Origin of the sequence: Hydrogenophaga palleronii, from assembly GCF_031457455.1 — a bacterium.
Classification (GTDB): Bacteria; Pseudomonadota; Gammaproteobacteria; order Burkholderiales; family Burkholderiaceae_C; genus Hydrogenophaga; species Hydrogenophaga palleronii_A.
Genome location: NZ_JAVDWU010000008.1, coordinates 237,422 through 263,105 on the forward strand (window position 1 = coordinate 237,422; position 25,684 = coordinate 263,105).

A 25,684-nucleotide genomic window follows, 5' to 3' on the forward strand; every position below is an offset into this window, starting at 1 on the left:
AAATAGTGTTAACAGGCCCTAGTCCGGCTGGATGTTGGCGCGCACCGCGATGGCCCGCATCAGCGGCAGTTCCTTTTCAATCTGCTCGACAGAGGCCTGGGCGCCAGAAAACGCGGGCTCGGCCCCTTGTTCGCGCAAGGCTTTCTGCATGTTCGGCGTGGCCACGATGTCCGCCATGGCCTTTTCCAGCTGGCTGCGCACGGGTGCGGGTATGCCCTTGGGCGCCACCAGCATGATCCAGGTGTCGGCGTTCACTTCTGGATAGCCCGATTCCGCGAAGGTGGGCACATTGGGCAACTGCGAGGAGCGCTGGGATGTGGTCACAGCAATGGCCTTGACCTTGCCCGCCTTGAGCTGCGGAAGGGCGGCGGTGACCGTGTCCACGGAAAACGGCACGCGCCCGCCGATCAGGTCGCTCATGGCCGGCGCGCTGCCCCGGTAGGGAATGTGCAAGAGCTTGGCGCCCACCGCCTGCAGAACGATTTCTGCAGTGAAGTGCGAGGTGGTGCCGCTGCCGAATGATGCATAGGAAAACTTGTCCGGGGTGGCCTTGATGGCCGTCGCGAACTCTTTCACATTGTTGACCGGCACGCTGGTGTTGGCCAGAACGATGAGCGGAATGCGACCGACGATGGCGATCGGGTCGAAGCTCTTGACCGCGTCGTAGGCGAGCTTGGGCCGAATGGCGGGGTTGGCCGTGAACGTGGAACCAGAACTGATCAGCAAGGTGTAGCCGTCTGCCGGCGCCCGGGCCACATAAGTGGCGCCCACCACCGTGCCCGCGCCGGGCCGGTTGTCGATCACCACTGGCTGGCCCATCTGATCGCTGAGGCGCTGGCCCACGAGACGGGAGATGGTGTCGGCACTGCCGCCGGGTGGGAAAGGCACCACGATGGTGATCGGCTTGGAGGGGTAGGTGGTTTGGGCGAACGCCGGCGCTGACCAGACGGTCAACGCGGCCACGCTGCAGGCCAGGGCCACCCAGTGACGGCGCGGCAGTGTCGAGGCCGAGAGCTTGGCTATGTTCATGGTGGATCCTGGCGTTTGAATTTGAGCGGGGTGCGGTGATGTGTGACAGCTTCATGCTAGGAACGAGCTGCCCAAGCAGCAAGATCAATGAACTCAATATAGAGTTGCGAAATTCGCAAACCTTCGTTGGCCTCATCTGCACATGAAACCCCGCGTCCGCATTCCTGTCCTGGCCCAGTCATCCCCGAAGACCGCGCGCCGCAGCATCAACCAGCGCGTGCTGCAGGAGGTGGCGTTGCAGCATTTCATGGAAGTGGTGCACGCCGGGTCGGTCACCGAAGCTGCTGCCCGGCTGGACGTCGCGCCTTCGGCCGTGAGCCGGCAGATTGCCCGCCTGGAGCGCGAGCTGGACACCCTGCTTTTTGACCGGCGCGCGCGCGGCATGGTGCTCAATTCGGCCGGCGAGCTGCTGGCGGCGCACACGCGGCGCGCCTGGCAGGACATCGAGCGCGTCACCGACGACATCCTGGCCCTGCGGGGGCTGCGCAGGGGGCAGGTGCGCATCGCGGCCACAGAAGGTTTTGCCCACGAGTTCCTGCCCACGCTGACAGCCGGCTTCCAGGCCCAGCGCCCGGGCATCGTGTTTCAGCTCGATCTGTGCGTGCACGCGGAAGTGACACGCCGGGTGCGCGAAGGAGAGGCCGACATTGGCGTCACCGTCAGCCTCACCTCAGAAAAAGGCTTGGAAGTGGCGCTTCGCCACCCTGCGCCGGTGCTGGCGGTGGTGGCCCCGCGCCATCCCCTGGCCGCGCGGCGCCAGGTGTCGCTGGCGCAGGCGCTGGCCTACCCGGTGGCCTTGCCTGCCCCCGCGTCCACCTTGCGGCAGTTGCTGGACATCAGTTGCAGCCGCCAGGGGCTGCACTGCGAGCCGGTGTTCACCAGCAGCCACCTGTACCCGCTCATCAACTACGTGTCGGCCACGCAGGCGGTCAGCTTCTGTGGTGAAACCGCGCTGCGCCAGCACCTGCGCAACGGCGAGGTGTGCGCCATCGCGCTGCGCGACCGCGAAATGAACGAGCGGCACTTCGAGGTCCAGACCCTCGCGGGGCGCCATCTGCCCGATGCGGTGCAGGCCTTCATCAATCATTTGCGCGAAGTGCTGGCCAAAGAGATGTAGACCCGCTTGAGTTGCGTTCGATGCAATCCAGCTTTTCGCTCGACAGCCTTGGTGTAAAGGCACTTCCGGCCAATAATCCCAATTTGTACAGAGGTTGCCGCATGTCAACACCCGCCACACCCCCCTTGTCCAAATTCCGCACCGGCGGCAATCTCGTGTTCCTCTCCGGCGAGCTGCCGTTCAAGGAAGACGGCGGAGTGCCCGAAGGCATTGAAGCCCAGACGGCGCTCACCATTGATCGCATTGAAGCCACCCTGAAGGCCCAGGGCTTGGGGTTGAGCGACGTCATCTCGGTCACCGCCTACCTGATCGACGCAGCCGACTTTGCCGCGTTCAACCAGGTCTATGCGCAGCGTTTTCAGCAGCCCTATCCCGCTCGCACCACCGTGCGCGCCGACCTCATGCGTCCCGGCCCGCGCCTGGAACTCACCGCTGTGGCGCTGGCTCAGGCATGACCTCCAGCGTCCTCGTGCTGGGCGCCGGCATGATCGGCACCTGCACCGCACTTCATCTGGCCATGCGTGGTCACGCCGTGACCCTGGTGGACCGGCGCGAACCCGGGCGAGAAACCTCGTACGGCAACGCCGGCCTGATCCAGCGCGAGGCGGTCGAGCCTTACGCTTTCCCGCGCCACCTGGGCACCCTGGCGCGCGTGGCGCTCAAGCGCGGTGCCGACGTGAACTACCACTTTGGCGCATTGGCCGGCCTGGCCCGGCCGCTGGCGCGCTACTGGGCCTACTCGCAACCGCACCGGCATGCGGTGATTTCGCAGGCCTATGCGCGACTTATCGAACACAGCACGCTGGAACATGCGCCCTTGATCAAGCAGGCTGGTGCCGACGACCTGGTGCAGCGCGACGGTTACCGCTTTGTGTTTCGCCACGCGGATTCCATGCGTCAGGCCACCAGCAAGGCCCGAGCGTTGGAACAGTCGCACGGTCTGCGACACACGGCACTTGATCCGGACGCACTCGCCATCGCCGAGCCCGCCCTGCGAACCCGGCTCGCCGGCGCAATCCACTGGCACGACACCTGGTCCGTCAGCGACCCGGGGGCACTGGTGGGCCGCTACGCAGACCTGTTCTTGAAACTGGGTGGCAGATTCGTGCAAGGCGACGCGGCCAGCCTGAGCCCCACCGCTGGCGGCTGGCAGGTGCGCACCGCAGAGGGCGCGCTGGACGCTGAACACGCGGTGGTGGCACTGGGGCCGTGGTCCGACACGGTGCTGCGTCAACTCGACTACCGCTACCCCCTGTTCATCAAGCGCGGCTACCACCGGCACTACCGGGGCGGGGAGCCACCCCGGCTGGCGATGTACGACGTGGATGGTGGCTTGGTCCTGGCCCCCATGAAGCAGGGCGTGCGCATCACCACAGGCGCCGAGTTTGCCCGCCTGGACGCGCTGCCCACACCGGTGCAGCTGGACCGCGCCCTGGCGCTGGCCGGTGAGCTGGTGGATCTGCCTGAAGCGGTGGAGCCCGAGCCCTGGCTGGGCGCGCGCCCCTGCACCGCCGACATGCTGCCGGTCATTGGCCCGGCGCCACGCCACCGTGGCCTCTGGTTCAACCTGGGCCATGCGCACCAGGGCTTCACCCTGGGACCGGTGAGCGGACGGCTGATGGCCGAACTCATTGAAGGCCAGACGCCCGTGGTCGACCCCAAGCCCTACGCACCTGCGCGCTTCGGTTGATGGCAGTGGACTTTCTGCCGGCCGCCTTTGGTCTGGGACAATGCCCATTTGACCGACAGCGCCCGCATGACCTCACCCGACACGACCACCGAAGCACCTGCCCTGAACGCTGATGCCGGTGTGGCCGGCCCGTTGGCCCGCGAGGCACTGGCCCTGGCCGCTTTTGACCACATGGTGGCGCGCGCGCCCGGTTTCCGCTCGCGCCCGGGTCAGCGCGAAATGGCGGCTCTGATCGCCCACACCCTCAGTGGCGTGCGCCTGGGCGACGGCGCGGTCTCAGGCGACGCCGCCCTGCCGGACCGTGGCATTGCCGTGGTGCAGGCCGGCACCGGCGTGGGCAAGTCGGCGGCCTATGCGTCCACCGTGATTCCGCTGGCGCTGGCGCAGCAAAAGCGCGTGATCATCTCCACCGCCACCGTCGCCCTGCAGGAACAGCTGATTGCCAAAGACCTGCCGGCCCTGAGCGCTGCCCTGCCCGAGTCCTTCACCTTCGCGCTCGCCAAGGGCCGGGGGCGCTACGTGTGCCGCCTCAAGCTCGATCAGCTCAGTGGCGGAGACGCCGCCAGCGCCGATCTGTTTGAAAGCGACGATGCGCTCGACCCGGCCAACGAATCCCCCGACCAGGTGGCCGCAGGTGCCGTGGCCCGCGCCGCCGGCAGCGCGCGCGCTGCCGAACGCTGGACAGAGCGCGCCCGCACCTACACCGAATGGGCGCAGTCGCTCGACGGCGGCACCTGGGATGGCGATCGCGACCGGCTGGACACACCGCCAGAAGGCGAGCTGTGGACCCCCGTGGCCGCCGAGCGCCACAGCTGCACCGCGCGCCACTGCCCCAGCTACAACAGCTGCAGCTACTACCAGGCCCGCGCGCGGCTGGCACAGTCGCAGGTGATCGTGGTCAACCACGATCTGCTGCTTTCCACCCTGGGCCTGCATGCGCTGCCTGACCCTTCCGACTGTTATGTGGTGTTTGACGAAGCCCACCACCTGGGGCCGGTGGCACAGGGCCAGTTCACCGAAAGCATGGACCTCATGCGCAGCCAGTGGCTGGACCGCCTGCCGCGCGCGGTGGACGAAGTGGCCACGGCCATGAAGCACACGCCGGGGGTGGACGTGGCACAACTGGCGCGCGAACTCAAGGCCGCGCAGGGCGAGCTGGCTCGCAAGGCCATGGAGCGGATAAACGAGTCACCGGAGTGGCTCGCGCTCACGGGACGCACCAGCAGCCGCCCGACACCTCGCCAGGTGGCCCCCGAACGCTGGAACGCCGCCAGCCCGGTGGTGGATCGCTTCGAAGGTGGCGCGCTGCCGCCCGGCTGGGCAGAAACCGTTTCCCAGCTGCACAGCCGCGCCAGCGCCTTGCTCAAGCTCATGGAAACCCTGGCCGCCCAGCTCAAGGCGAACGCCCGCGACAACCCCGGCGACGCCGCGCGCTGCGCCAAGCTCTATAGCCGGCTGGGCGTGCTGGCGCCGCGCCTGCAGCACGCCCAGGCCACGGCCGAGCTCTGGCTGCAGGAAGCCGATGCCGGCCACCCGCCGCTGGCCAAGTGGCTGGAAGCCGGCATCCAGCACGGCCTGGTCACGCTCACTGCGCATGCATGTCCGCTGCAGCCCGGCAGCCTGTTGCGCCACCAGCTCTGGAGCAAGGTGCGTGCGGCGGTGGTCACTTCGGCATCGCTGGTCACCTGCGGCGGGTTCGAGCACTTCCTGCACGAATCCGGCCTGGCCTATGACGACGCCGTGATCGCCCGCGAAGTGCAAAGCCCCTTCGACCACGCCACCCAGGGCCGGCTGGTGGTGGTGCAGACCCAGGCCGACCCGAAGGACGTGGAAGGCTACACCCGCGAAATGCTCGACGCGCTGATGGCCGACCTGGCCGGGGTGCAACGCGGCGCCCTGGTGCTGTTCACCTCCAGGGCGCAGATGCGCCGCGCGCAAGACCTGCTGGAACGCGGCCTGCACAGCGACCTGCGCAACAAGGTGCTGGTGCAGGGCGAGGCTTCGCGCACCCAGCTCCTCAAGCGCCATGCCGAGCGGGTGCAGGCGGGCGAAGTCTCCATCCTGTTCGGCCTGCAGTCGTTTGGCGAGGGACTGGACCTGCCGGGTGAACTCTGCGAATGGGTGTTCATCACCAAGCTGCCCTTCGCCTCGCCCAGCGACCCGGTGGGCCAGGCCCGCGCAGACTGGCTCAAGGCCCAGGGTCGCGACCCGTTCAGCGAACTGGTGGTGCCCGCCACCGGCGCGCGCCTGCTGCAATGGACCGGCAGGGCCTTGCGGTCGGAGACCGACGAAGCCGTGGTGATCTGCTACGACGCCCGCCTGCTGCGCCAGTCCTACGGGCGGCGCATGCTCAAGGGCCTGCCGCCCTACAGGCTGCAGCGTCGCGATGCGGGTGGTATGGTCACGGACGTTGCTCGCTGAACGCTTGTCCCATCCCTACCCATCCCCACCATGATTTACGCCACCCTCAAACTGCTGCACATCCTGTCCATCGTCGTGTGGATCGGCGGCATGGTGTTCGCCCACTTCTTCCTGCGCCCGGCCGCCATGCAACTGGAGCCGCCGCAGCGCGTGCGACTCATGCACGCCACCCTGCAGCGCTTTTTCTCGGCCGTGTCGGGGGTCGTGGTGCTGGTGCTGGTTTCAGGCCTGTGGATGATGGGGCGCGTGGCCAAGGAAACCGTGCAGGCAGGGCTCGGCTTCAACATGCCGCTGAACTGGACCCTCATGACCGTGCTCGGTCTGGTGATGATGGCCATCTTTGGCCACATCCGGTTTGCCTTGTTCAAGCGCCTGAGCAAGGCGGTGGCTTCCACCGACTGGCCTGCAGGTGGTGCCGCTCTGGCGTCGATTCGCACCTGGGTGGGCATCAATCTGGCGATCGGCGTGGTCGTCATCGCCATTGCGGTGATGATGGCCTAGATGGCGGAACACCCCCGCCGCGCTTCGCGCGACCCCCTCAAGGGGGCGATACCTGGGGCCCGGCGAAGCCGGTTCCACGGTATTTCTGGAATGAGGCATTTCGCCCCGGAAGGGTTTGCTCAACAAGGAGTGATGTGTGACAGAACGGCAAGCCCTTATCGTGATCGACGTCCAGCAAGGCCTGTGCGAAGGGCCCGAAGCGGCGTACGAGACCGACGCGCTGATCGCGCGCATCAACACTCTCAGCGCCGGTGCGCGCGCTGCTGGTGTGCCCGTGATCTTCGTGCAGCACGAGGGCGCGGGCGGCTACCTGGTCCATGGTTCGCGCGAATGGCAGTTGCCGGTCGCGTTGCGGGCGCTGCCCACCGACGGCTATGTGCGCAAGACCACGCCCGATTCGTTTCTGCGCACCGATCTGCAGGAACGGCTGGTGGCGCTGGGCGTGACCCGTCTGGTGGTGTGCGGCATGCACACGGAGTTCTGCGTGGACACCACCATCCGCCGTGCACTGGCGTTGGGCTATCCCGTCTCGCTGGTGGCCGACGCCCATACCTCGGCTGGCAATGCCGTGTTGACCGCTCCCCAGGTGATCGCACACCACAACGCCACGCTCACCAACATCAGCAGTTTCGGCCCGCGCGTGAGCGCCGTGACAACCAGCGAAATCCGCTGGTGAGCAGGCCCTAGTTCGGCGCCGCGATGGCCGCGCCCATGGGCAACAGGTCTTCGCCGCGCACGCGCCGCCACAACCAAGGCAGCGCCTGAGCAAAGTCGGCGCGTGCCACCACCTGGGTGGTGGGCACCTTGCCCACGGTTTCCGGGGTGCCCACGTCGAAGTCGAACACATAGGTGGGTTCCTGCCCCATGCGCAAGTCGGTCACCATCAGGCGACCTTCGGGCGTGGTGCGCAGGCGGTAGAAACCGTGGGTGAACGCGGCCATGCGGGCGACCGGCTCGGCTTGACGGTGTTGTTCGATCAATGCCGCGCCGCGATCGTGCTGGGTCCAGCGCACGGTGGCCCTGTCATCCAGCAGCGAATAGTAGCCCTCGAGGTAGTGCGTGGGCGTGACAGCCACCAGGCGCCACAGCACGGTGTTGAAGGGAGCCGGCGTCACCAGCAGTCGCTCGGCGTTGATGCCCTGGTCTTGCAGCGAGGTGCGCGCCACACCGGTGGCCACTTGCTGCGCCACCAGGCTCCAACCCAGGTAGGCGGTGCTCAGCATCAGCCCTGCCAGGTTCCAGCGCAGGCCGCGCTCCACCCGGCTGAACGCCAGTGCAGCCACCACGCCCACCAGCAGCGGCAGGGTGTAGGCAGGGTCGATGATGAACATGCTGTCCATGCCGAAAGGCCGGTCGCTGAAAGGCTGCAGCAACTGGGTGCCGTAGACCGTCATGGCGTCGAGCAGCGGATGCGTGAACAGGGCCAGCCACAGCGCCAGCCACCAGCGCTTGAAGAGCGAGGCTTCACCATGGATGCGCGACACCGCCCACGCCAGCAGCGGCGCAAACAGTGTGGTGAAGATCAGCGAATGGCTCTCGGCACGGTGCAACACCATGTTCAGCATCGCGTCGCCATGGTCGATGAAAGCGTCCAGGTCCGGCAGCGTGCCTGCCACGGCGCCCCATGCGGCGACCTTCCAGACCGCCGTGCGTCGACCCATCACGGCCACGGTCACGGCCGAGCCCAGGGCAATCTGTGTCAGTGAATCCATGCGCGAACTGTAGGGCCAGCACCATTCACCGCGCTGGCGGGCGGGCAAGTGGGCAGGGCGTCACGCCTGAACGGTGATCGGAAATTCGGCCCGAAGGCCATCGCTGCCGCTCACAAACGGTACGGTGAGTGCGGCCCGCCCCCGTTCGTCCAGCCGGCGCCACAGGAAGTCGCGCTCGTTGCCCGGGTCACCCGCCACATACAACTGGGTCGTGAGCAGTGTCTGCCGATCGAGCTTCACCTTCACATGGATGTGCGGCGTGCGGCCTGAGTACGGAACCGGTCTGAGGGTGCGAAAGCGGTAGCGGCCGTCACGGCCCACGCTGACCTGGCCGAAGCCCTGAAACGCCGGGTCGGCCCGGTTGCCATCGCCGGGGTGGTGGTAGCGCCCGGTGTGGTCACACTGCCAGATTTCGACCACGGCGCCTGAAACTGGCGTGCCCCGCGTGTCGGTCACCACACCCTCCACCCAGGCGGGTTCACCCTGGCGGTAGTCTACCTGGCCATTGCGCAGCAGGTCGAAGTCGCTGTCGGCGGGCAGCGCGACCGGGTAGAACGGGCCTTCGGTCTGGCTGGGAGTGGGGCGCAGGCTGGTCTGGGCGAGTGCGGGTGTGAGCCAGGGCGGTGCCGCAAGGGTTGCGGCGGCGGCCAGCACCAGGCGGCGGCGTACGGGGGAGAGGGTGTCCATGAGGGCTCCAGTGTGAGCCACCGAATCACCTCGGGGGCGGCTCAGGGCCCGGGCGCCGAAGGCTTCGGTGCTTGCAGATCCAGCGAGACGAACCGCATCTCATGGTCGTCCGGGTCGCTGGGGTTGTCCGTCTCTTGGAAGCCCAGGGCGCGTGCAAGTTCCAGCATGCCGTGGTTGATGCTCAGCACCGTGCCCACCAGGCGACGGGTGCCGCGCGCGCGAAGGTGGTCAATCATCTTGCTCATGAGCCGGTGGCCCAGACCGCTGCCCTTGAGGTCGGAGCGCACGATCACGCCGAATTCGGCGGTGTGGTTGTCCGGGTCCACGGTCGCGCGCACCGTGCCCAGGGTTTCTTCGCCCCCCTCCGGCAGGGCGCGCGTGGCAATAAACGCCATTTCGCGTGCGTAGTCGATCTGCGTCAGGCGGGCGAGTTCGCTGTGTTCAATGCTGCGCCGGCTGTAGAACACACGCAGCCGGATGTCCTCGGGGTCCAGCTTTTCCAGAAAACGGCGGTGCTGGGCCTCGTCTTCCGGTCGGATCGGGCGCAGCACCACCGGCTGGTCCCGCCAGGTCCAGCTCTCGATCAGCTCACTGGGGTAGGGCTGGATCGCAAAGTTTGCCGCGCCGGCCGGTCGCTGCGCCGACACCCGCACCCGCGCGTCGAGTGCCACCGCGCCTTCATGGTTGACCAGCAGGGGGTTGATGTCGAGCTCGGCCAGCTCGGGCACATCCACCAGCAGTTGAGACACCGACACCAACACCCCGGCGACCGCCTCCAGGTCGGCGGCGGGTTCGTCCCGGTAACCATGCAGCAGACGGGCCACACGGGTGCGTTCGATCTGGGCCAGCGCCAGGGGGGTGTTGAGCGGGGGCAGGCCGAGCGCGTGGTCGGCCAGCACCTCCACGGCGACGCCCCCATCACCGAACAGCACCACCGGGCCAAACACCGGATCCACGCTGACCCCGACGATGAGCTCATGCGCATGCTTCTTGCGCACCATGGGCTGCACGGTGAAACCGAGCACGACCGCGTCAGGCTGCGCCTCGCGCACGCGCGCCAGCATGGCGAGGCAGGCTTCCGTCAGCTCGGCCGCGCTGCCAATGTTCAGTCGCACACCGCCCACGTCCGACTTGTGTGTGATGTCGTGCGAGAGGATCTTCAGCGCCACCGGGTAGCCCATGGCGTCGGCCGCAGCCCGTGCCTCCAGCGGCTCGGTGCCCACGGTGCGCGTGGGCACCACCGGCAGGCCGGCGGCCGCCAGAAATTCTTTGGCCTCGGGTTCGGTGAGCAATTCACGCCCGCTGGTGAGCACCGAATCCACAATGCCGCGAAGGCGGGGCAGGTCGACCGTTTGACTGTCGCTGTGCGCGGGCGGCGTCTGCAGCAGTTCGGCCTGATGCTGCCGGTAGGTGCGCAGGAACGAGAACGCCCGAATGGCTTCTTCGGGCGTGTTGAAGTCGGGCACGCCTGCGTCACGGAAGGTCTGGCGGGCCTGGGCCACCGCCTGGTCTCCGAGCCAGCAACCCAGCATCCGCTGGGGCATGGCGCTGATTTGCGGCAGCAGCGCCTGTGCAATGTCGGCACTGGGCACGATGGCCGTGGGCGCGTGTATGAACAGCACCGCGCTCTGCGGGTCGTGCGCGAGTGCCTCCAGTGCGGCCACATAGCGCGACGTGGGCGCGTCGCCAATGATGTCAACGGGGTTGGCGTGCGACCAGTTGGCCGGCAGCACCGCGTCCAGCTTTGTCTTGAGCGCATCGTCCAGCTCGGCCAGGGGCACGCCTGCGGCCGCTGCTGCGTCGGCCGCCATCACGCCCGCGCCGCCGCCGTTGGTGAGCACGGTGAGCTGTCCGGTGGGGCCATCCCGGTAGCGGGTCAGTGTTTCGGCGGCCAGAAAGAGATCTTGCAGGCTGTCCACGCGCAGCATGCCGGATCGGGCGATGGCAGCGGCGAACACCGCGTCGGAGCCCGCCAGCGCGCCGGTGTGCGAAGCGGCTGCGGCCTGGCCGGCGGTCGAGCGCCCGGCCTTTACCACGATCACCGGCTTGTTGCGCGCGGCCGCGCGCGCGGCGGACATGAACTTGCGCGAGGTCTGGATGCTTTCGATGTAGAGCAGGATCGAGCGTGTCTTCGGGTCGCTGCCCAGAAAATCGAGCATGTCGCCGAAGTCAACGTCGGCGCGTTCACCCAGCGATACGAAGTGTGAAAAACCGATGCCGCGTGAGCCGGCCCAGTCCAGCATGGCGGTCACGAGCGCGCCTGACTGTGAAACGAAGGCTAGATCACCGGGCTTGGCGCCAATGTGTGCGAAGCTGGCGTTGAGGCCCAGATGCGGCACCAGCATGCCGATGCAGTTGGGTCCGAGAATGCGTAGCGTATGCACGCGGGCAGCGTCCAGCATGGCCTGTTTCTGGGCGGCGTTCAGCCCGGCCGTGACGACAATCGCCGCCCGCGTGCCGCGCGCGCCCAGCGCCTTGATCAGCGACACCACGGTGTCGGCAGGGGTGCAGATCACCGCCATTTCAGGGGCCTCGGGCAGCGCGGCCACATCCCGGTAGACCTTCAGGCCGTCCAGCGAGGCATGTTTGGGGTTGACTGGGTACAGGGGGCCTGCAAACCCACCTGTCCGCATGTTGTGCCACACCGTGGCACCCACACTGCCCTGTCGCCCGGAGGCACCGAAGACAGCCACCGAAGCCGGGTTGAAGAGGGCGTCGAGGTGGCGGATGCTCATGGTTCAGCGATGCTGTTGTGGCTCAGAACGGGCGTGGTGGCGGTGGCGGAGACGGAGGCGATGACTGCGGCGAATGTGGCACGGGTGCGCGAGCGGCCTGGTCGACCTCGAAGTAGCTGGGGGCCGGGCTGGTGCGGTTCGCGGACATCCAGGCAATCAGCGAGGAGCGCATGGCTTCCTCGACCGACATGTCGATCGGCTGCACCCAGCTGCGAGGCACGAACACCGTGTAGCCGCCGATCATGTAGCCCATGGGCAGGTAGACCGCGATGTTGTCGTCGCTGGCCAGCCCCTCTGGCAGATCGCTCATGTTCTGCCGGGTGACCAGACCCACGATGGCGAGTTCGCTGCCCGGTGCGCTCAGCCGCACCACCTGCTGGGTGTCTTTCTCGTGCGGTGCGAAGTAGTCGGCAAAGTTTTTCAGGGACGAATAAATGCTCTTGATCACCGGCAGGTTGGTGAACGGCAGCTCCACCAACGACACGATACGGGTGGTGTAGCTCTGCGAGACCAGGTAACCCAGCGCCAGAATGGCCAGCATGGCCAGGGCAATGCCCAGCCCCGGCAGGTAGAAGTCCCCGACGATGGGCCGGATCACGAACATGGCCATCGATTCGAGGAAGCTCACGAACAGGAACAGCAGGTACACCGTGAGGCCCAGGGGCAGCACGGTGAGCAGTCCGCGAAAAAAATACTGGTAGAGGCGTTTCGTCGGCATGGGAGGCATTTCAATGGCGCGCACCGGCGCCTGCAGCGGGCAGCATAGCAGCCGCCGGTGTCAGACATGCACGGATCGCGCCAACAACGGGTATGGCCCATGGCTGTGCCGGTCGCTTGCGCTGGCCAAACCTCTTGCATCGGGGGAAAATGCCCCCAGTTGCCTTGTTCACGTCCGTTCCTTCGTGCTGTTTCAGGAACTCTCCTGGCCCATCGGGCTCTTGATTTGATGAATTCATTGACTGATTTTCTCGGTCGCGTGCTGAGCGTGGCGCTCAAGCTGGCGCTGGGCTTGGCGGGTCTGGTGTTTCTGCTCAGCCTGCTCCTGGCCAGCCTGGTGGTTGTGTTGGGGATGTCGCTGTGGGCCTTGCTGACTGGCCGCAAGCCGGCACCCGTGATGGTGTTTGAACGTTTCCGCCAGACCTCGCAGCGCTATGCCCAGGGAGCCTGGGTCCGGCCCTCAGGTTCGGGCGCTTCCCGTGGTGATGTGGTGGACGTGCAGGCGCACGAGGTCCCCGATTCACCCGATCAGCGCCACGACCCGCTCAAACCCGGCCCACGCTCGGGTGGTGACCCGATGGCCCGCATGCAGCACTGAGCCCGACAGCTGCGGCATCGTATCTGGCCGGGTCAATCGACTTCTTCGGCGCCATTCTGTTCTCGCCGGGCCAGCGCCGCCTGATACAGGGCGTTGCGGGGTTCCCCGGTGATCTCCGCGCTCAGCCGCACCGCCGTTTTCAGCGGCAATTCGCCCATCAGCAGCGCCAGCGTCCGAAGCGCAGAGGCTCCAATCGCGCCTACCTGCGTCGCATCTGCGGCTTTCGGGTGGACCAGCAGCACGAACTCGCCACGGGTGCGGTGGCTTTCACCGGCAAGCCACTCAGGAAAGGTGCCGGCCTCAATCTGGGCCACCTCTTCGAACTGTTTGGTCAGCTCGCGCCCGACCGTCAGACGGCGCTCACCGAGGGTGGCCAGCTCATTGGCCAGCGCTTCAATGCGGTGCGGAGCCTCCAGCACCACACAGGCCCTGGCATCCGCGCCCATCTGCAGCACTTGCTGCTTGCGCTCAACCGCCTTGGGCGAGAGAAAGCCCGCAAAGACAAAACGACCATCCCAACCAGCCTCGCCCGCCACGCTCAGCAGGGCGGTGATGCTGCTGGCGCCAGGGATGGGCACGCAGCGCAAGGCGGCGGCGGTCACCACCGCGGCCAGGCGGGCGCCGGGATCGCTCACGCCCGGCGTGCCAGCGTCGCTCACATAGGCCACGCGCTGGCCTTCCCGCAGGCGCGCCACCACGGTCTGCGCCGCCTCCACTTCGTTGTGTTCGTGCAAGGCCAGCAGGGGCTTGTGCAGGCCGTAGGCTTGCAGCAGGGAGGCGGTGTGGCGGGTGTCTTCGCAAGCCACGGTGTCCACCAGGGAGAGCACTTGCAGGGCCCGCAGGCTGACGTCGGCCATGTTGCCGATGGGCGTGGCCACCATGTAGAGCGCGCCCTGCGGATAATGCTGGTGGGCTGCGGCGTCGCGCGCGGCGAGCAACAGGGATGGAGAACTTGCAGACAATGTGGACGTTCCGGAAAAAGGGTGCGCTACGGCCAACCGGTATCAATGCCGCCACCAGCACCACCAAGGCGCGTGGCGATCTGGCCGAGCAAACGGCGCTGGAACACCTCCAGAAACACGGCCTGCGCCTGGTGAAGCGCAATTTCAAGACCCCTGGCCGGGGCGGCGGCGAAGTCGATCTGATTATGCGCGAGCGCGACGGCACGCTGGTGTTTGTCGAGGTGCGCCAGCGCAGCAGCAGCGGGCAGGGCGGCGCAGGCGCCAGCATCACGGCGACCAAACAGAAGCGCATTGTGCTGGCGGCCCGGCACTTTTTGCACCGGATCGGCTCAGAGCCTCCATGCCGTTTCGATGTCGTGCTGCTGCAAGGCCCCTCCGCTGGAGGCGGGTTGGGCGAAAACCACGTGTCTGCGCGCCCGTCCATCGAATGGCTGCGTGCGGCGTTTGATGCCTCCGCAAGCTTTTGACAACGACCTCAACGGTATGATCGCGCCATGCTTCTCCAACGCATCCAGCAACAGTTCATTGACAGTGCGGATCTGAAGTACCAATGTGCCCAGTCACTGGCTCCGCTGGTCGAGGCCGCCACCAACGCCGTGCTGGCCAGTGTGACCGGTGGCGGCAAGGTGCTGGCCTGCGGCAACGGCGCATCGGCCGCCGGGGCTCAGCACTTCGCCGCCAGTTTCGTGGGCCGCTACGACCGTGAAAGGCCTGAACTGGCCGCGCTTTCACTCTCTGCAGACGCCGCCGTGCTGACCGGCATCGCCAACGATTTCGACGTGCGATCGGTGTACGCCAGGCAGGTGCGCGCGCTGGGCCAAGGCGGCGATGTGCTGCTGGCGCTCTCCACCACAGGCAATTCCGCCAATCTGCTGGCGGCCGTGGAAGCGGCCCATGAGCGGGACATGACGGTGGTGGCGCTCACGGGTGCCCGTGGTGGCCGCATGACCCAGTTGCTGCGCGATACCGATGTACACGTGTGCGTGCCCCACGAACTGCCCGCCCGAATCCTCGAGGTGCATCACTTGGTGCTGCACTGCATTTGCGACGGTGTGGATGCCCAGCTGCTGGGCCTTCCTGAACCCGTCATCAACGAACTGGAGATTCCTTCATGAACATGCCCCTTTCCCTTGCCAGGAACCGTTTCATCGCCGCGGCCCTGACCTCGCTGGTGGCCTTGACGGCGCTGTCCGCGTGCACACCCCTGCTCATGGGTGGCGCCGCCGTCACCGGTGCCCTGGTGGCCAGTGATCGCCGCACCTCAGGGGCGCAACTGGAAGACCAGGCCATCGAGATCAAGGCAGCGAACCGCATCAAGGACGAGGTGGGTTCCCGCGCCAGGGCGCTGGTCACCAGCTACAACCGCCGCGTGTTGCTCACCGGCGAAGTGGCCAATGAACGCGACAAGGCCCTGATTGGTGAAATCGCCTCCCGGGTCGAAAACGTGACCGGCGTACAGAACGAGCTGGAAATCACCAACAGCCCGACTTTGCGTGAACGCGCCGCCGACACGGTGGTGACCGGTCGCGTGAAGGCCGCTTTTGTGGATGTCAAACAGATTCCCGCATCTGCCTTCAAGGTCACGACGGAACGTGGCACGGTCTACCTCATGGGCCGCGTCACCCAGCGCGAATCCGACTACGCCACCCAGGTCGCCCGCAACACCCAGGGCGTGCGCAAGGTGGTACGCGTGCTGGAAATCATCAGCGACGAGGAACTGGCCCGCATCACTCCGCCACCCGCGAAGCCGGGAGCCCCGGCCAGTGGCCCCACCGATTCGAGTGTGAAGTAAGCACAAGGCGCGCTCCGTGCGTCCTGGCGTCTCCGGAGCGAGATGCCCCCGGTCCAGAGATGCCGTGGAACCGGCTCCGCCGGGCCACTGGTATCGCCCCCTTGAGGGGGCTGAGGGCTGCGGCTCAGAGCCTGCCTGCGCAGGCTTGGACAGACCGAAGAAGCATCGACTCTGGCGATGCCGCGGCCTGCAAGGCACGCCGCAGGCGGCGCGGGGGTGGTCCTACTTCAATCGCTTGATCAGGCTTGAAGTGTCAAAGCGGTTGCCACCCATGGCCTGAACGTCTGCGTAGAACTGGTCCACCAGTGCCGTCACCGGCAGGCGAGCACCGTTGCGTTTGGCTTCGTCCAGCACCAGCCCCAGGTCCTTGCGCATCCAGTCCACGGCAAAACCAAAGTCGAACTTGTCGGCCACCATGGTCTTGCCCCGGTTGTCCAGTTGCCAGCTCTGTGCGGCGCCTTTGCCGATCACGTCGAGCACCTGGTTCATGTCCAGACCGGCTTTCTGGCCAAATGCAATCGCTTCTGAAAGGCCCTGGACCAGTCCGGCAATACAGATCTGGTTGACCATCTTGGTGAGCTGGCCAGCACCGCTTTCCCCCATGAGCGTGAAGGCACGGGAAAACGCGAAGGCCACCGGCTTCACCGCGTCAAAGGCGGCGGAATCGCCCCCGCACATCACGGTGAGCTGCCCATTGACCGCACCCGCCTGACCGCCCGACACCGGTGCATCGACAAACGAAAGCCCCAGCGTCTTGGCAGCCCGGTACAGCTCCCGCGCCACATCCGCCGAAGCCGTGGTGTGATCCACAAAGATCGCACCTGACGACATGCCAGCAAAGGCACCATCAGCGCCCAGCGTGATCGCACGCAAATCGTCGTCGTTGCCCACACAGGCAAACACGATGTCGGCACCCTGCGCCGCTTCCCGTGGGGTGGGTTTGTGCGCCCCACCAAACTCGGCCACCCAGGTCGCCGCCTTGGCGCTCGACCGGTTGTAGACCGTCACCGAATGCCCAGCCCGCGCCAGATGCCCCGCCATCGGATACCCCATGACCCCCAGGCCAATGAAGGCGACCTTGCGGGCAGGCGTGGATTCGTAGGTGCGTTCGGCGATGCTGGTCATGGTGCAGTGCTTTCAAATCAGGGATGGCGAAGGATCTGTCTTTCGACAGGTCTTAAAGGAGGCCAGAAATGTCGCACGAATCCCGCAGGAGAGGATGATTCCGGCGCGAAATGACCCTGTCCAGTGACACCGAAGATCCGGCTTTGCCGGTCCGAAGGTGTGCCCCCTTGAGGGGGTCGCGCGGAGCGCGGCGGGGGTGTTTCCTAAATGATCGTCATGTGCTCAGTCCCCGCCGCCAGATCCGTGGTCTTGGCGCGTTGGCTGTTGAGCTTGATCTGCAGGCGCAGGTCGTTGAGCGAGTCGGCGTTGCGAAGCGCATCTTCCAGGGTGATGAGGTGCGCTTCAAAGGCATTGAACAGCGACTGGTCGAAGGTCTGCATGCCCATCTGGGTGCTCTTCTTCATGATCTCCTTGATCTCGGCGACTTCGCCCTTGAAGATCAGGTCGGAGATCAGCGGCGAGTTCAACATGATCTCGACCGCCGCATGCCGCCCCTTGCTGTCTTGGCGGGGCACCAGGCGCTGCGAGATCAGGGCGCGCAGGTTGAGCGACAAGTCCATCAGCAACTGGGGGCGACGCTCTTCAGGGAAGAAGTTGATGATCCGGTCCAGCGCCTGGTTGGCGCTGTTGGCGTGCAGGGTGGCCAGGCACAGGTGACCGGTTTCAGAGAACTGGATCGCGTGCTCCATGGTCTCGCGGTCGCGGATCTCGCCCATCAGGATCACATCAGGGGCCTGGCGCAGCGTGTTCTTCAGCGCCGCTTCCCAGCTGTCGGTGTCCAGCCCCACCTCGCGCTGCGTGATCACGCAGTTCTTGTGAGGGTGCACAAATTCCACCGGGTCTTCAATGGTGATGATGTGCCCGAAGGTATGTTCATTGCGCCAGTCCACCATGGCTGCGAGGGAGGTGGATTTGCCGGAGCCGGTGGCACCCACCAGGATGCACAAGCCGCGCTTGGACAGTGCCACGTCCTTGAGCACCTGCGGCAGACCCAGTGTGTCGATCGTGGGCAGCACGGCGGGGATGGTCCGCAGCACCATGCCGATCTTGCCCTGCTGAACAAAGGCGCTGACACGGAAGCGGCCAATCGAAGGCGGCGAGATCGCGAAATTGCACTCCTTGGTGCGCTCGAACTCGGCCGCCTGCTTGTCGTTCATGATCGCGCGCGCAAGCGCGAGCGTGTGCGTGGCATTCAGCGGCTGGGGCGACACCTTCACCACCTTGCCGTCGATCTTGATCGCAGGTGGAAAGTCGGCGGTGATGAACAGGTCGCTGCCCGTGCGGCTGACCATCAGACGCAGCAAGTCGTTGATGAATTTTGATGCCTGATCGCGTTCCATGAAGTCTTACCTTTGAGTGTGCAGCAGTTCAGATTTGCCACGCTGGCGATGCGCTATGACCAGAGCGCGGAGGAACCGGCTTTGCCGGGCCTCTCGCGCTGCCCCCTTGAGGGGGGATGCGGCCACACGCAGTGGGCAAGCGACGGGGGGTGGGACATGGCTACCCCGGGAAATTTTCAGGAATCTTGGCCTTGCTTCGCGCTTCGGCCGCGCTGATCACATTGCGCCGCACCAGATCGGCGAGGTTCTGGTCCAGCGTCTGCATGCCCACACTGTTGCCGGTCTGGATCGCCGAATACATCTGCGCCACCTTGGCCTCGCGGATCAGGTTGCGGATGGCGCTGGTGCCCAGCATGATCTCGTGCGCCGCCACCCGGCCGGAGCCATCTTTGGTCTTGCACAGGGTTTGTGAAATCACCGCCACCAGCGATTCAGACAACATGGCCCGAACCATGTCCTTTTCTTCCGCCGGAAACACGTCAATGATCCGGTCGATGGTCTTGGCTGCACTGGATGTGTGCAGCGTGCCGAACACAAGGTGACCGGTCTCGGCCGCCGTCATGGCCAGGCGAATGGTTTCCAGGTCGCGCATCTCACCCACCAGAATCGCGTCGGGGTCTTCCCGCAGCGCCGAGCGCAGGGCGTTGGCAAAGCTGAGCGTGTGCGGTCCCACTTCGCGCTGGTTGATCAGGCACTTCTTGGAGTCGTGCACAAATTCCACCGGGTCTTCCACGGTGAGGATGTGGCCGTACTCGGTTTCGTTCAGGTGGTTGACCATGCCCGCCAGCGTGGTGGACTTGCCAGAACCGGTGGGGCCGGTGACCAGCACCAGACCGCGTGGGCGCAAGGCGAGGTCGCCAAAAATCTTCGGCGCGTTGAGCTGCTCCAGTGTCAGGATCTTGCTCGGGATGGTCCGGAACACCGCACCCGCGCCGCGGTTGTGGTTGAAGGCATTCACCCGAAAGCGCGCCAGCCCTTCGATCTCGAACGAGAAGTCGCACTCGAGGAATTCCTCGTACTGCTTGCGCTGGCTGTCGTTCATGATGTCGTACACCATGCTATGGACCTGCTTGTGGTCCAGCGGCTCGACGTTGATGCGACGCACGTCGCCGTTGACCCGTATCATGGGCGGCAGACCGGCCGAGAGGTGAAGATCGGATGCTTTGTTCTTGACGCTGAAGGCAAGCAGTTGGGTGATGTCCATCCCGGGGTCCCGTGCTGTGGTGGTATTGACGATGGATTATGACGACGATTGAAGCCAATCTCCAACAGGTTCGGGAGCGGATTGCCCGGTCTTGCCAACGGGCGGGGCGCGATGCGAGGGACGTGACACTGCTGGCGGTGTCCAAGACTTTCGATGCAGACGCCGTTCGTCAGGCACAGGCTGCCGGCCAGCGCGTTTTTGGCGAAAACTACGTGCAGGAGGGGGTGGAAAAGATCCAGCTTCTCCGTTCGGACGACCCATCGAACCCTTTGGAGTGGCATTGCATCGGACCGTTGCAAAGCAACAAATCCCGGCTCGTGGCCGAACACTTTGACTGGGTGCAGTCGGTCGACCGGCTCAAAATCGCGCAGCGCTTGAGCGAACAGCGCCCCGAGCGCCTGGCCCCTTTGCAGGTCTGCATTCAGGTCAACGTGGACGGCGGTGCCAACAAATCAGGGGTGGCGCCTGGCGAGTTGCTGGCGCTGGCGCAGGGGGTGGTTGGGTTGCCCAGGTTGCGCCTGCGGGGACTCATGAGCGTGCCGGAGCCGGTCGTGGGGTTCGAGGCACAGCGGGACGTGTTCCTGCAGGTGAAGGCCCTGTTCGACGATCTCAACGCGCGCGGATTTTCGCTGGACACGCTCTCCCTGGGCATGAGCGACGACCTCGACGCGGCGGTGGCGGCTGGCTCCACCATGGTGCGGGTCGGGCGGGCGATCTTTGGCAGTCGACCCGCTCGGGTCAGTTCCGCGTGAGTGCTATTTGGTGGCCGGGACCTGTATCGGCTTGATGTTGCCGCAATCCTGGGAGAGCCACTTGCCCTGACCGTCAATGGTCATGTTGTGGGGTTTGCCGTCCTGCATGGACTTCATCACCATCTTCATGGTGTAGGCCGTGTCGCCGGAGAAGGTGTAGGTGCCCTCACCGCTGGAAGGCGGATTCTTGCAGACGAAGTTCAGCTTCATGGCGCTGGCGCTGCGCGAGGTGACGGTGGTGGTGCACTCGCCTTCGGTTTGTGTGGGCATCTGCTGCTTGGCCGCCATTTCGGGCGTGATGCAGACCTTCACGACCATGGAACCCCCAGCGCCTGGCGCCATGCTCACACCCTGCTTGGCCATCATGTCCTGCATCATCTTGCGCTGCTCCGGCGGCATGGCAGCCAGTTGCTGCTGCATCTGGGCCATGGCGGCCTCCATCTCCGGGTTGCCGCCCATCTTGCTGTTGACCTCCCACAGACCGGGGCGGGTGCTTTGGGCGTTGGCCCCCAGCACCACCAGGGTCAGACTGGCGGCGCAGAGGACTTGCAGGGACTTGGGCATGGAAGGGCTCCTGAAGGGTTGAACTGTCCGGATTCTCCCAGCGCGGGCGCAGATGTCAAACACACAGCTGGGTGGTGTTCTTCACTTCTTCCATCACCGCATAGGTGCGGGTCTCGCGCACGCCAGGCAGTTGCCACAGTACCTTGCCGGCGAAGTCCCGGTAGGCCGACATGTCGGCCATTCGGGTCTTGAGCAGGTAATCGAAGCCGCCGGCCACCATGTGGCACTCCATGATTTCGTCGCGCACCTGTACCGCCGCCTTGAACTGGTCAAACACATTCGGCGTGGTCCGGTCCAGCAGCACCTCCACGAACACCATCATGCCCAGCCCGAGCTTGAGCGGATTGAGCCGGGCCTCGTAGCCCAGGATGTAGCCCTCTCGCTGCAGCCGTTGTGTGCGTGCCAGCACCGCCGTGGGCGACAGGGATACGGCCTCGGCCAGCTTGAGGTTGGGGATGCGACCGTCGCTCTGCAGCACGCGCAGGATGCGCAGGTCGATTCGGTCCGGTTCGTGGGTGGATTCGCTCATGGGTAGTGAATTATCCGGAAAAATTCAAAAAATCATTCATTAATTCACTTTGAGTGCGGTCAATATCAACAAATTCAACCACTCAACCTCTCTGAGACATGACCATGCCGCGCTCCACCGATCGCCTGCCTCTCCCCTACCGCGCCGAGAATCCTTTGCTGGCGAACCGCCTTGCGTCGCTGCAAGGGGCGCTCGATTGGGCGGCCGCCGCCCGCGCCGCCACACCGTGGGTGCGTGCCGTGCGCGACAACCCGCCGCCGTTCTGGGCCATGGAAAGTCTGCTCAAGGAATACCCCATCTCCAGCGCCGAAGGCCTGGCACTGATGCGCCTGGCCGAAGCCCTGTTGCGGGTGCCAGATGCCGAGACCGCGATCGCGCTCACCGCCGACCAACTGGGACGGGCCGACTTTGATGGGGCCGCCGACTCGACGCTGGCGCGCCTGTCGTCCAGCGCCATTGCCATGTCCAAGCACTTCCTGCCCAGCGATGAGCGCCAGCCTGGCCTGATGGCCAAGCTGGGTGCCCGGACCGTGGTGGGAGCCACGCTGCGGGCGGTGCAGTTGCTCGGCCGCCAATTCGTGCTCGGCCAGACCATCGAAGAAGGCATGAAGGAGGCCGCCAATGCGCGCAAGAAGCAGGGCAATCTGAGTTTCAGTTTCGACATGCTGGGCGAGGGTGCTCGCACAGACGCCGATGCCCTGCGCTACCTGGCGAGCTACCAGAACGCCATCGCGGCCATTGCACGCACGGCGGACCCCGCCCGCAGCCCGGTGCAGAACGACGGCATTTCCATCAAGCTCAGTGCCCTGCATCCGCGCTTTGAAGATGCGCAGCATGCTCGAGTGATGAGTGAACTCGTGCCTCGCGTGTGGCAACTGTGCGAGGCCGCCGCGGCGGCCAACCTCAACCTGACCATCGACGCCGAAGAAGTCGAGCGGCTCGAACTCTCTCTTGATGTGTTCGAGGCACTGGCCCGGCTGGTGAGCGAGCGCTTTCCGCAGTGGCAGGGTTTTGGCCTGGCCTTGCAGGCCTACCAGACGCGCGCGGTCGAGCTGATCGAACACGTGGCCTCGCTGGCGCGTCGCTACCAATTGCGCTTCATGTGCCGACTGGTCAAGGGTGCGTACTGGGACGCCGAGATCAAGCGCGCGCAGGAACTGGGCCTGCCCGCCTACCCGGTGTATACCCACAAACACCATACCGATGTGAGCTACCTGGCTTGCGCGAAGGCCTTGCTGGCAGCACCTGATGCGATCTTTCCGCAGTTCGCCACACACAACGCAGGCACGATTGCCGCCATCCTGCAGATGGCGTCGAAACATGAGGCGTCCGAAGCTGGGTCGGTCACTCCACGGCGCTTCGAATTGCAGCGCCTGCACGGCATGGGCGAGGGCATCTACCGGGAAGTGCTGAAGAACCCGAATATCGGTTGTCGCGTCTACGCCCCGGTGGGCGCGCACCGCGACCTGCTGGCCTATCTGGTGCGGCGGCTGCTGGAGAACGGTGCCAACTCGTCCTTTGTTCACCAACTGGCCGATGAATCGGTGGGTATGGAAGAGCTGCTGGTTTCGCCCCTGCGGCTGGAGACCAAGGCCGCTTTCCCCTTGCCACTCGATCTGTATGGCGCCGGACGGGCCAACAGCCTGGGACGCGATCTTGCCGTGGTCGCGCAGCGTGACGATCTGCTGGCGGCGCATGCCGTGTGCGTGGTGCCCACCGTGGCAGAAGCACGGTCAGATGAGGTCGATGCGGCCGTGGACCGCGCGATCAAGGCCTTTGATGCCTGGAACCACGCGCCGGTGGCCCAGCGCGCGGCCGCCCTGCGTTTCGCTGGCGATGCCCTGGAGGCGCAACTGCCGCGCTTCTGCGCCTTGCTGGTGAAAGAGGCGCACAAGACCTGGAGCGACGCCGTGTCAGAGGTGCGCGAGGCGGTGGACTTCTTGCGTTTTTACGCCAATGAGGCCGAGCGCATCCAGGCTCCCCAGACCCTGCCCGGCCCCACGGGTGAGAGCAACACCCTGCGCCTGGAAGGTCGCGGTGCCTGGGTCTGCATCAGCCCCTGGAATTTTCCGCTGGCCATCTTCGTGGGCCAGGTGGCCGCGGCCCTGGCCACAGGCAACACCGTGCTGGCCAAGCCCGCTGAGCAGACGCCGGCCGTGGCACTGGAAGCGGTGAAGCTGCTGCACGCAGCCGGTATTCCGGCCAATGCGCTGCAACTGTTGCATGGCCCGGGTGAGACCGTGGGCGCGGCATTGGTGGCCCAACCCGGCGTGGCCGGCGTGGTGTTCACCGGGTCCACGCAAGTGGCCAAGATCATCCAGCGCGCGCTGGCCGCCAAGGACGGCCCCATCGTGCCACTGATCGCCGAGACCGGTGGCATCAACGCCATGCTGGTGGACAGCACCGCATTGCCCGAACAGGTGGCTGATGCGGTGGTGCAAAGTGCCTTCCGCAGCGCCGGCCAGCGCTGCTCGGCCTTGCGCTTGCTCTGTGTGCACGAGGGCATCGCCGATCATGTGATCGAAATGATCCAGGGCGCCGCCAAGGAGTTGGTGGTGGGCGACACCGCCGATCTGGCCACCGATGTGGGACCGTTGATCGATGCCGATGCCTTCGAGGGCATCCAGCGCGAGGTCCAGCGCCTGCGTGCGCAGGTCAAGGCGCTGTTGCCTGAGCCCGCCCCCACCGCGGCCTTGCCCACCCTCATGCCGCCGCAGATGTTCGAGATCGGCGCCGTTGCGGACGCAAAACAGGAAATCTTCGGGCCCGTGTTGCAGGTGGTGCGCTGGAAGGGCGATCCCCTGGCCGTGCTGCAGCAGATCAACGCCCTGGGTTATGGCCTCACGCTCGGCATCCAGACCCGCATCGACAACCGTGCCCAGGCGCTGGCGCGTGCGGCCCGCGTCGGCAACGTGTATGTGAACCGCAACATGATCGGTGCGGTGGTGGGCGTGCAGCCGTTTGGCGGCGAGGGCCTCTCTGGCACCGGCCCGAAGGCAGGCGGGCCGAACTACCTGCTGCGCTTCTGCGCCGAGCAGACGCTGACCATCAACACCACCGCCGCCGGCGGCAACGTGGCGCTGTTCACCGCCTGAAAAGCGGCCCCATGGCGGGCCTTGCCGGTGCGATACTGGCACTCGCATGAGCCTGCCTGCCATTCCACCCGCCCCGCGTCCGGTTGAAGCGGCGTTTCGCCCGCTGGATGAAGGGTGGCTGCAATGGGTCGCAGAGAACCGGCTGCGCAACTGCACACCCGAATCCATGCTGGCCACCATGGTGCAGGCCGGCATGGACCCGGCCGAGTGCCAGCAGGTGCTGGAGGCGATGGAAACCGATCCGGTGTTCCTGGCCGCGCGAAAATTCCAGCAGCTGCAGGTCAAGCTCGAATCCGTCATGGCCAACCAGCAAAAACTGCTGGAGCTGGACCCTGCGTACGGCCAGGTGGAGAAGCGCGGCCAGATGTCGGTGGATGAATTCCTGCAGCGCCACGTGATCGGCAGCCGCCCGGTGGTACTGACCGATGTGGCGCGCGACTGGCCCGCCCTGCAGCGCTGGTCGCCGCAATACCTGCGCGAACGCTTTGGTCATCTGGATGTGGTGGTGCAGGCCGAACGCAGCGCCGACCCCAACTTCGAGGTCAACAAGCTGGATCACCAGCGCAACATCCTACTGTCCGACTTCGTGGACCGGGTGCTGGCCGGTGGCGCCACCAACGACTACTACCTCACCGCCAACAACGAGATGCTCAGCCAACCCGGTTTTGCACCCTTGCTGGACGACATCGGCACGCTGCCTGCTTTCTGCGACCCTTCGCAACTGGCCCAGCGCGCGTCGTTCTGGTTTGGCCCGGCCGGCACCGTCACGCCCCTGCATCACGACACGCTGATGCTGTGCCACACCCAGATCGTGGGGCGCAAGCGCTGGCGCTTCATCTCCCCGCTGCAGACTCCGCTGCTCTACAACCACTTCGATGTGTACAGCCCGGTCGATCTGGATCGGCCTGACCTGTCGCGCCATCCCCGCTTCGCGCAGGCCACGGTGCTCGATGTGGTCGTCGAACCCGGCGAAACCGTCTTCCTGCCGCTGGGCTGGTGGCACCAGGTCAGCGCACTGGATGTGAGCCTGTCGTTTTCGTTCTCCAACATCGCCGTGCCCAACCAGTACAGCTTCGACAACCCACGCATCACCAACTGGTAGCCCCCTTGGGCG

The 25,684-nt window shown here is 65.7% G+C and carries 24 protein-coding genes; 13 read left to right on the forward strand and 11 right to left on the reverse strand.

Annotated features, from left to right (window positions below; all coding sequences use genetic code 11):
• Positions 1-18 precede the first annotated feature (18 nt).
• A complete protein-coding gene (locus tag J2W49_RS18635) occupies positions 19-1,029 on the reverse strand; it encodes a Bug family tripartite tricarboxylate transporter substrate binding protein (protein WP_310319795.1) in 1,011 nt (336 codons plus the stop codon).
• A gap of 142 nt (positions 1,030-1,171) precedes the next feature.
• On the opposite strand from J2W49_RS18635, the gene J2W49_RS18640 reads away from it, so the two are divergent.
• The 6 genes from J2W49_RS18640 to J2W49_RS18665 all read left to right on the forward strand — a co-directional run bounded on the left by J2W49_RS18640 (position 1,172) and on the right by J2W49_RS18665 (position 7,434).
• A complete protein-coding gene (locus J2W49_RS18640) occupies positions 1,172-2,146 on the forward strand; it encodes a LysR family transcriptional regulator (protein ID WP_310319798.1) in 975 nt (324 codons plus the stop codon).
• A 101-nt stretch (positions 2,147-2,247) separates the two neighbouring features.
• Complete coding sequence (locus J2W49_RS18645; protein ID WP_310319801.1) at positions 2,248-2,601, forward strand: RidA family protein; 354 nt, start codon at positions 2,248-2,250, stop codon at positions 2,599-2,601.
• Positions 2,598-3,836, forward strand: a complete 1,239-nt coding sequence (locus J2W49_RS18650) for an FAD-dependent oxidoreductase (protein ID WP_310319804.1) — start codon at positions 2,598-2,600, stop codon at positions 3,834-3,836. The genes J2W49_RS18645 and J2W49_RS18650 overlap by 4 nt, the downstream gene beginning before the upstream one ends.
• 66 nt (positions 3,837-3,902) lie before the next feature.
• A complete protein-coding gene (gene dinG / locus J2W49_RS18655) occupies positions 3,903-6,257 on the forward strand; it encodes an ATP-dependent DNA helicase DinG (RefSeq protein ID WP_310319807.1) in 2,355 nt (784 codons plus the stop codon).
• A 30-nt stretch (positions 6,258-6,287) separates the two neighbouring features.
• On the forward strand, positions 6,288-6,758 hold the full coding sequence (locus J2W49_RS18660; protein WP_310319810.1) for a CopD family protein: 471 nt from the start codon (positions 6,288-6,290) through the stop codon (positions 6,756-6,758).
• Positions 6,759-6,894: 136 nt separating this feature from the next.
• Positions 6,895-7,434, forward strand: a complete 540-nt coding sequence (locus J2W49_RS18665) for a cysteine hydrolase family protein (protein WP_310319814.1) — start codon at positions 6,895-6,897, stop codon at positions 7,432-7,434.
• Between the two features lie 7 nt (positions 7,435-7,441).
• Here the strand turns inward: J2W49_RS18665 and J2W49_RS18670 are convergent, their stop codons facing one another.
• From J2W49_RS18670 to J2W49_RS18685, 4 genes are read right to left on the reverse strand one after another with little or no spacing between them, the layout of a single operon-like run.
• A complete protein-coding gene (locus tag J2W49_RS18670; protein ID WP_310319817.1) occupies positions 7,442-8,470 on the reverse strand; it encodes a metal-dependent hydrolase in 1,029 nt (342 codons plus the stop codon).
• Between the two features lie 60 nt (positions 8,471-8,530).
• Positions 8,531-9,157, reverse strand: coding sequence for a dioxygenase family protein (locus tag J2W49_RS18675; protein WP_310319821.1), 627 nt, complete (start codon positions 9,155-9,157; stop codon positions 8,531-8,533).
• Positions 9,158-9,198: 41 nt separating this feature from the next.
• Complete coding sequence (locus J2W49_RS18680) at positions 9,199-11,892, reverse strand: bifunctional acetate--CoA ligase family protein/GNAT family N-acetyltransferase (RefSeq protein ID WP_310319824.1); 2,694 nt, start codon at positions 11,890-11,892, stop codon at positions 9,199-9,201.
• A gap of 22 nt (positions 11,893-11,914) precedes the next feature.
• Positions 11,915-12,610 carry a DUF502 domain-containing protein gene (locus tag J2W49_RS18685; protein ID WP_310319827.1) on the reverse strand — a complete coding sequence of 232 codons (696 nt, stop codon included), beginning with the start codon at positions 12,608-12,610 and terminating at the stop codon, positions 11,915-11,917.
• Between the two features lie 228 nt (positions 12,611-12,838).
• Between J2W49_RS18685 and J2W49_RS18690 the strand changes: the two genes are divergently transcribed.
• Positions 12,839-13,207, forward strand: a complete 369-nt coding sequence (locus J2W49_RS18690; RefSeq protein ID WP_310319830.1) for a hypothetical protein — start codon at positions 12,839-12,841, stop codon at positions 13,205-13,207.
• A 32-nt stretch (positions 13,208-13,239) separates the two neighbouring features.
• Here the strand turns inward: J2W49_RS18690 and rsmI are convergent, their stop codons facing one another.
• Positions 13,240-14,169, reverse strand: coding sequence for a 16S rRNA (cytidine(1402)-2'-O)-methyltransferase (gene rsmI, locus J2W49_RS18695; RefSeq protein WP_310319833.1), 930 nt, complete (start codon positions 14,167-14,169; stop codon positions 13,240-13,242).
• Here rsmI and J2W49_RS18700 point away from each other — a divergent pair.
• From J2W49_RS18700 to J2W49_RS18710, 3 genes are read left to right on the forward strand one after another with little or no spacing between them, the layout of a single operon-like run.
• Positions 14,169-14,636, forward strand: a complete 468-nt coding sequence (locus tag J2W49_RS18700; RefSeq protein ID WP_310319835.1) for a YraN family protein — start codon at positions 14,169-14,171, stop codon at positions 14,634-14,636. The genes rsmI and J2W49_RS18700 overlap by 1 nt on opposite strands.
• A gap of 27 nt (positions 14,637-14,663) precedes the next feature.
• Complete coding sequence (locus J2W49_RS18705; protein ID WP_310319837.1) at positions 14,664-15,284, forward strand: SIS domain-containing protein; 621 nt, start codon at positions 14,664-14,666, stop codon at positions 15,282-15,284.
• Positions 15,281-15,961, forward strand: a complete 681-nt coding sequence (locus tag J2W49_RS18710; RefSeq protein WP_310319839.1) for a BON domain-containing protein — start codon at positions 15,281-15,283, stop codon at positions 15,959-15,961. The genes J2W49_RS18705 and J2W49_RS18710 overlap by 4 nt, the downstream gene beginning before the upstream one ends.
• A 222-nt stretch (positions 15,962-16,183) precedes the next feature.
• Here J2W49_RS18710 and J2W49_RS18715 read toward each other — a convergent pair whose 3' ends face one another.
• From J2W49_RS18715 to J2W49_RS18725, 3 genes are all read right to left on the reverse strand, one after another.
• Complete coding sequence (locus J2W49_RS18715) at positions 16,184-17,086, reverse strand: NAD(P)-dependent oxidoreductase (protein WP_310319841.1); 903 nt, start codon at positions 17,084-17,086, stop codon at positions 16,184-16,186.
• A 203-nt stretch (positions 17,087-17,289) separates the two neighbouring features.
• Positions 17,290-18,426 (reverse strand): PilT/PilU family type 4a pilus ATPase, encoded by a 1,137-nt coding sequence (locus J2W49_RS18720; protein WP_310319845.1) that lies wholly within the window; start codon positions 18,424-18,426, stop codon positions 17,290-17,292.
• A 160-nt stretch (positions 18,427-18,586) separates the two neighbouring features.
• Positions 18,587-19,630: a type IV pilus twitching motility protein PilT gene (locus tag J2W49_RS18725; RefSeq protein WP_310319850.1), complete on the reverse strand. Its 1,044-nt coding sequence runs from the start codon at positions 19,628-19,630 to the stop codon at positions 18,587-18,589.
• A gap of 38 nt (positions 19,631-19,668) precedes the next feature.
• Here J2W49_RS18725 and J2W49_RS18730 point away from each other — a divergent pair, with 38 nt between their 5' ends.
• Entirely contained in the window at positions 19,669-20,382 is a 714-nt protein-coding gene (locus J2W49_RS18730) for a YggS family pyridoxal phosphate-dependent enzyme (protein ID WP_310319853.1), read from the forward strand.
• Between the two features lie 3 nt (positions 20,383-20,385).
• Here the strand turns inward: J2W49_RS18730 and J2W49_RS18735 are convergent, their stop codons facing one another.
• Together J2W49_RS18735 and J2W49_RS18740 are read right to left on the reverse strand one after the other, a co-directional pair.
• A complete protein-coding gene (locus J2W49_RS18735) occupies positions 20,386-20,946 on the reverse strand; it encodes a DUF3617 domain-containing protein (protein WP_310319855.1) in 561 nt (186 codons plus the stop codon).
• Between the two features lie 55 nt (positions 20,947-21,001).
• Positions 21,002-21,475: an Lrp/AsnC ligand binding domain-containing protein gene (locus J2W49_RS18740; RefSeq protein ID WP_310319858.1), complete on the reverse strand. Its 474-nt coding sequence runs from the start codon at positions 21,473-21,475 to the stop codon at positions 21,002-21,004.
• A gap of 98 nt (positions 21,476-21,573) precedes the next feature.
• On the opposite strand from J2W49_RS18740, the gene J2W49_RS18745 reads away from it, so the two are divergent.
• Together J2W49_RS18745 and J2W49_RS18750 are read left to right on the forward strand one after the other, a co-directional pair.
• Entirely contained in the window at positions 21,574-24,570 is a 2,997-nt protein-coding gene (locus J2W49_RS18745; RefSeq protein WP_310319861.1) for an L-glutamate gamma-semialdehyde dehydrogenase, read from the forward strand.
• A 46-nt stretch (positions 24,571-24,616) separates the two neighbouring features.
• Positions 24,617-25,672, forward strand: coding sequence for a cupin-like domain-containing protein (locus J2W49_RS18750; protein ID WP_310319864.1), 1,056 nt, complete (start codon positions 24,617-24,619; stop codon positions 25,670-25,672).
• Positions 25,673-25,684 lie beyond the last annotated feature (12 nt).

Bases quoted from the DNA above. Each gene is read 5' to 3' on its own strand.
- J2W49_RS18650 (WP_310319804.1), top strand. From the start codon at position 2,598: ATGACCTCCAGCGTCCTCGTGCTGGGCGCCGGCATGATCGGCACCTGC.
- J2W49_RS18730 (WP_310319853.1), top strand. From the start codon at position 19,669: ATGACGACGATTGAAGCCAATCTCCAACAGGTTCGGGAGCGGATTGCC.
- J2W49_RS18675 (WP_310319821.1), bottom strand. From the start codon at position 9,157: ATGGACACCCTCTCCCCCGTACGCCGCCGCCTGGTGCTGGCCGCCGCC.
- dinG (WP_310319807.1), top strand. From the start codon at position 3,903: ATGACCTCACCCGACACGACCACCGAAGCACCTGCCCTGAACGCTGAT.
- J2W49_RS18680 (WP_310319824.1), bottom strand. From the start codon at position 11,892: ATGAGCATCCGCCACCTCGACGCCCTCTTCAACCCGGCTTCGGTGGCT.
- J2W49_RS18740 (WP_310319858.1), bottom strand. From the start codon at position 21,475: ATGAGCGAATCCACCCACGAACCGGACCGAATCGACCTGCGCATCCTG.
- J2W49_RS18690 (WP_310319830.1), top strand. From the start codon at position 12,839: ATGAATTCATTGACTGATTTTCTCGGTCGCGTGCTGAGCGTGGCGCTC.
- J2W49_RS18660 (WP_310319810.1), top strand. From the start codon at position 6,288: ATGATTTACGCCACCCTCAAACTGCTGCACATCCTGTCCATCGTCGTG.
- J2W49_RS18705 (WP_310319837.1), top strand. From the start codon at position 14,664: ATGCTTCTCCAACGCATCCAGCAACAGTTCATTGACAGTGCGGATCTG.
- J2W49_RS18750 (WP_310319864.1), top strand. From the start codon at position 24,617: ATGAGCCTGCCTGCCATTCCACCCGCCCCGCGTCCGGTTGAAGCGGCG.
- J2W49_RS18685 (WP_310319827.1), bottom strand. From the start codon at position 12,610: ATGCCGACGAAACGCCTCTACCAGTATTTTTTTCGCGGACTGCTCACC.
- J2W49_RS18715 (WP_310319841.1), bottom strand. From the start codon at position 17,086: ATGACCAGCATCGCCGAACGCACCTACGAATCCACGCCTGCCCGCAAG.
- J2W49_RS18720 (WP_310319845.1), bottom strand. From the start codon at position 18,426: ATGGAACGCGATCAGGCATCAAAATTCATCAACGACTTGCTGCGTCTG.
- J2W49_RS18745 (WP_310319861.1), top strand. From the start codon at position 21,574: ATGACCATGCCGCGCTCCACCGATCGCCTGCCTCTCCCCTACCGCGCC.
- J2W49_RS18700 (WP_310319835.1), top strand. From the start codon at position 14,169: ATGTGGACGTTCCGGAAAAAGGGTGCGCTACGGCCAACCGGTATCAAT.
- J2W49_RS18645 (WP_310319801.1), top strand. From the start codon at position 2,248: ATGTCAACACCCGCCACACCCCCCTTGTCCAAATTCCGCACCGGCGGC.
- J2W49_RS18710 (WP_310319839.1), top strand. From the start codon at position 15,281: ATGAACATGCCCCTTTCCCTTGCCAGGAACCGTTTCATCGCCGCGGCC.
- J2W49_RS18640 (WP_310319798.1), top strand. From the start codon at position 1,172: ATGAAACCCCGCGTCCGCATTCCTGTCCTGGCCCAGTCATCCCCGAAG.
- J2W49_RS18670 (WP_310319817.1), bottom strand. From the start codon at position 8,470: ATGGATTCACTGACACAGATTGCCCTGGGCTCGGCCGTGACCGTGGCC.
- J2W49_RS18635 (WP_310319795.1), bottom strand. From the start codon at position 1,029: ATGAACATAGCCAAGCTCTCGGCCTCGACACTGCCGCGCCGTCACTGG.
- J2W49_RS18725 (WP_310319850.1), bottom strand. From the start codon at position 19,630: ATGGACATCACCCAACTGCTTGCCTTCAGCGTCAAGAACAAAGCATCC.
- J2W49_RS18735 (WP_310319855.1), bottom strand. From the start codon at position 20,946: ATGCCCAAGTCCCTGCAAGTCCTCTGCGCCGCCAGTCTGACCCTGGTG.